The 4297-nt window shown below is 66.9% G+C and carries 5 protein-coding genes; 3 read left to right on the plus strand and 2 right to left on the minus strand.

Features of this window, described 5'->3' with window-relative positions:
* Positions 1 to 602: 602 nt before the first annotated feature.
* Together ASG52_RS15565 and ASG52_RS15570 are read right to left on the minus strand one after the other, a co-directional pair.
* Positions 603 to 1643 (minus strand): ADP-ribosylglycohydrolase family protein, encoded by a 1041-nt coding sequence (locus ASG52_RS15565; RefSeq protein WP_286159071.1) that lies wholly within the window; start codon positions 1641 to 1643, stop codon positions 603 to 605.
* 46 nt (positions 1644 to 1689) lie between these two features.
* Positions 1690 to 2406, minus strand: coding sequence for a hypothetical protein (locus ASG52_RS15570; protein ID WP_056244963.1), 717 nt, complete (start codon positions 2404 to 2406; stop codon positions 1690 to 1692).
* A gap of 708 nt (positions 2407 to 3114) precedes the next feature.
* On the opposite strand from ASG52_RS15570, the gene ASG52_RS15575 reads away from it, so the two are divergent.
* The 3 genes from ASG52_RS15575 (at position 3115) to ASG52_RS27295 (ending at position 4213) form a co-directional block, all read left to right on the plus strand.
* Positions 3115 to 3360 carry a hypothetical protein gene (locus tag ASG52_RS15575; RefSeq protein ID WP_056244964.1) on the plus strand — a complete coding sequence of 82 codons (246 nt, stop codon included), beginning with the start codon at positions 3115 to 3117 and terminating at the stop codon, positions 3358 to 3360.
* A complete protein-coding gene (locus ASG52_RS27290; protein WP_156383992.1) occupies positions 3357 to 3731 on the plus strand; it encodes a hypothetical protein in 375 nt (124 codons plus the stop codon). The genes ASG52_RS15575 and ASG52_RS27290 overlap by 4 nt, the downstream gene beginning before the upstream one ends.
* A gap of 314 nt (positions 3732 to 4045) precedes the next feature.
* Positions 4046 to 4213, plus strand: a complete 168-nt coding sequence (locus ASG52_RS27295; protein WP_156383993.1) for a hypothetical protein — start codon at positions 4046 to 4048, stop codon at positions 4211 to 4213.
* The last annotated feature ends 84 nt before the right edge of the window (positions 4214 to 4297 follow it).

The following is a 4297-nucleotide window of genomic DNA, read 5'->3' on the forward strand; positions in this document are numbered from 1 at the left end:
CCCCCTGTGCCGGTCCGGGCGTTGGGCTTTGTCAACACTCTGGTGGCCTGCAAGCAGACGTGCCCAGGGTCTGCAATGGGTCGGAAGGAGCCCTTCAGAAGGTCGAGCTAGAGCCCTTTCACCCCTGGGATTTGATTAGATCGCTTCCGACAGCTAATTTGCAGTTTGGTCGGAGCTTGCGTGAAAGTTCAAATGGCACTCGACATTTTCTTTGACGGCGGGTCACAGTCCCAGCTAGCATTTGAAGTGCCGCGGTTCATGTCAGTCATAAGCGTTGAACTGATTGGTGGGGATGAATGACGAGATGCCTTTGATCAGTTCGCCTGGGTTGAACGTCTTTTGTTTCCAGGACTGATTCTGGCAACGGAAGGGGCGGATTGTGGAAGGCCAGGTCAAATTTATGAGGAAGGACGGAGGTTTAGGCCGGGTCTGATCGACCGAGGACGGGCTGGTGGCGCGGGCGCATGGGCTGGCAAGTCGCAACGGCTCTGACGAAGGGGGTTGGGGTGTGCCGAGCTAGGTGCATACACCTGGCGGTCCCTTCTCCAGCTCGAGCAGCTTCGATCCACGGCAACATCACTCTGCGACTCGCCCGGGTCGAACTACGGATTGCCGTTGGGCCGCAGTCCGGCTCTTGACGATGCGGCGTGGGCGACTTCCTGCCCAACGGCAAGGAGTGTGTCGGCCGTCGCGGTGACCTGCTCCCGCCAAGCTAGGGGAGCAATCCAGCGTTCGGGAATGGCGGAGGCGCCATACAGCGCTCCAGCGAGCTGGCCGGTGACGGCGCCGACCGTGTCGGCGTCCTCCCCGAGGTTGACCGCGGCGATCAGCGCCGCCTCGAACGAAGTCGTGGTGCCGACAGCCCACAGAGCCGCTTCGAGCGTGTGGACGACGTAGCCGGAGGAGTGGATTTGAGGACGGCTCTTACCACGCCAGGAGCCCGCCGCGATGGCCCGGACGGCGGGGTGCGCCTCGGTGCGCCGCTCCCGCAGGGGATTGGGTTCGTCGAGGATAGCGTCGCGCAGGATGCGGCTGAACAGGGCGCAGGCGTCGAGGCACTGCGGTGCGGCGTGCGTGGTGCGGCTTTGCGCGCGGGCGAGCTGTTCGGTCGCCTGCACGTCATGCAGGTGGAAGAGGACGACAGGAGCCAGGCGCATGAGGCTGCCGTTGCCCGCCTGATCCTCATCCGCAGATCCCGCGAAGGGCTCGCCGGTGCGCTCGGAGTGGGCGAGAGCCTGGGCGGTGGTGATGCCGATGTCGAAGCAGGTGCCGGTGTGGCTGTAGGCCCCGCTGCGCCACCACGCGACGAAGCGGGTCATGAGGTCGGCGGCGTCGAAGGCGCGGCAGGCGATGAGGCTGTCGGCGAGGGCCAGGGCCATGCTGGTGTCGTCGGTCCAGCCGCCCGGGATGAGGCCGAACGGTCCGCCGCCGGTCATCTCGGTGTGGTGGGGCAGGCTGTCCCGGGCAGAGAACTCGAGTGTCGTGCCCAGCGCGTCGCCGACGGCGAGGCCGAGCAGCGCGCCGCGGGCCCGGTCCAGCACCGCCGGAGAGATCGACCTGATCGTTTTCGAAGGAGGTGTCATGAGTTGATCCCGCTGGCGGTGGAGGTCGAGGAGCGAGGCGGCACGGTATTCGGTGGTCACCGCGCCACTTCGCGTAGGCGCACCAGTCAGCCGGTTGGGCCTCGGATCAGCAGCGGTTCTTCTCCGGCGTCGTGGTCCGGGCGCACACACCCCAGCGCTGCAACGTGAGCGTTTCCGGCTGCACCTCCAACTCGATCTTGGTGCCATTCTTCTCCAGGAAGGCCGAGCAGGACACCCACGAAGCGCCGCCGTCGCAACTGGCGATCTCGGGCAGGGCGCAGGCCTGGGGGTAGAGTTCGGCGTCGCAGCTCTTCTTGGCCGGCGGGGTGACGACCACGCTCCAGCCTTTGTCGAGCAGGCCGATGCGGGTCTTCAGGTACGAGGAGTTTGCCGGCACGTCCTTGTAGGCGCCGATCTCTGGCTGGCTGGACGGGGATACCGGCGGCGACGGCTTGGCGTCGGGATGGTCGCCGCCGCCGGGCAGGAAGGTGAGGCATTCACCGATGCAGCGGGTTGCACGGGCCACGAAGGGCCGGCGCATGTCGATCAGCACGTGGAGCACGCGTCGGCCGTTGCGCCAGTGTGCGAAGCAGTAGCCGTGCTCGCACCCCTCGACCTCCGGCCAGCGGCAGAGTTGCGGGTGGCGGGCCTTGTTACAGTTCGGCTCCTCGGGTCCGAAATATGTCCAACCCTGGCGTTGCAGATCGGCGCGCAGGCTGGCGTAGGCCGGATCGCGGGAGGGGTCGGGCAGGTTCTTGGTCGGCTGGGCGAGCGCCGGAGCGGTGAGCAGGGCAAGGCAGAGCAGTCCAGGCAGAAGACGCATGGTGGGTCGGTCGTATCCTTGAACGAGGTCGGGGAAAGGCGCTGGAGCGGATCACCGCAGCTTGCGCCGGCATCCAGAGCTTCGGCAGCGAGGGCGAGAAGTTGCTAGCTCAGTGTGCCGAGGGCGGTATCGGCGTGGTCTCCGGCACCGGTTCGGGCTCAGGCTTGAGGGGGACGAACGCCCGGTCGGGGCCACCCTTGCCAATGATCGTCCCAGCACGCAGGGCGCTGCCGTCCGCACGCCCGAGGGCTGGCGCCGGGATCGCAGCACACCGGAAGAAGAAGCGGCTGGCTTCGCTGCTGCACTGGCCAAGCTTGATGCCGCCATCGAGGCGGGAGAGGCGGCCGACCTTGAGCCCATCTTAGGGCCGCTCGTGACGCGCCTGCTGCTCAACCGCGGCATCTCCGAGGTGGATGCGGACAGCCGCCTGATGCTGCTCGAAGCTTTCGCTAAGGCTCTTCGGATGCCTTCGAGACGCGCATTCGGAATGCCGAGGGCGATTAAAGCCCGGACCCGAAGTCCGCCCGCTTTCCCGACTTCGAGCCTCCCGGGGTGCCTCAGCCAAGCCCCCCTTCCCTCCCTCGCTCAAGGTCGCGTTGACCGGCCTCGTGTCGGAGTGGTGGACGGAGCGGAAGGCAGCCGGCCTCAAGCCCAGCACTCATGAGAGTTACCGCAACACGATGGCGGCCTTCGTGGCACTCCTGACCTGTGGCCACCGTCCTCGCCCTCTCCGCGGCCCGGCCCGACGGCCGGGCGGCGCTCCGCCACCGTGTCGAACGTGCCGCCGATCTCGCGCTCGACGTGGCCGCCCGGCTCATCGCCTACCTCGACGCCCTCGACGGAAATCCCGATGCCGAGGGCGATGGCACCGCGGAGCCCGCGCACGCGGCCCTGGTCGCCGACGGCGCGCAGCTCCCGTGGGCCGGGTTCGACGATCCCAGGACGGACGCATGAGCCTGTCGCCGAGGCAGCTCGCGGAAGGGCTCATCCTCATCCTGAGGTGCCGGGCCGCGTCGCGTCGGTTCCGGCGGCACCACCGGGCGCGCGTTCACCACCTGACGCGGGCAGCCGAGCACACCGACGCGATGGCTGCCGAATTGAACCATCATGCAAGCCTGTGCGCGCGGTGGGGCGGCCGTTCCGGGCCACCCGCACCGCGCACCGGCAGCAGCGTCCCTGCGGTGCCGCTTCCATCTCGTCTGGCCGCCGATTCCCTCGGTAGCGCCCGCATGGTCGTCCCGGACCACGAAGGCGTCTCGTCCTGTCCCGAGGACGGCGAGAGGGCGGTGACGATCGCCGCGAAAGGAGGTCCGCACCCGATCTGAACGCCCGTCCCAGGTCCCCACCTGTTCCGGTCGCCCGTGGCGCCGCCCCTGTCCCGAGGGGCAGCGCTGCTGGTGCTCGACTCGTCTTCTGCGGCGATGTCCGTCTATCTCGATTGCCAAGCTTGATGTCAACGGCGCTGAATTGAAAAACCCACCGCCGGACTGCTTGGTCGTACTGAATGCTGTCTAAGCGTTTGAGCTATATCGTATAAAATATCTGCTCGATGAGGAGCAAATTACCGCGTCGGAAAAGGTTCGATCGCCCCCAAAACCCCGCGACCCATGCCGGACCGGGCAACCAGAGGCGAGAACACATGACCGAGACCAATAACACGCCCCGCCGCCGCGCAGTAATCTTCAAGATCATCAGCCGCACAGACGCGCAGGGCGAGAGAGAAAGGGCCGAGGCCGCGGGCCTTTACTTGGACGCATGGCATCCGGTGACGGGTGATGACGTGACGGTTGCAGGTCGTGTCCCGTGACGTGGTGTAGGAGCCCCGGTCCTCGGGAGGGTCCGAGGATGATCAGGCGGCCACGGCGGACAGCCTGAGGATGGGATCCTCGCT

The sequence above is a fragment of the Methylobacterium sp. Leaf456 genome (assembly GCF_001425465.1).
GTDB lineage: Bacteria > Pseudomonadota > Alphaproteobacteria > Rhizobiales > Beijerinckiaceae > Methylobacterium.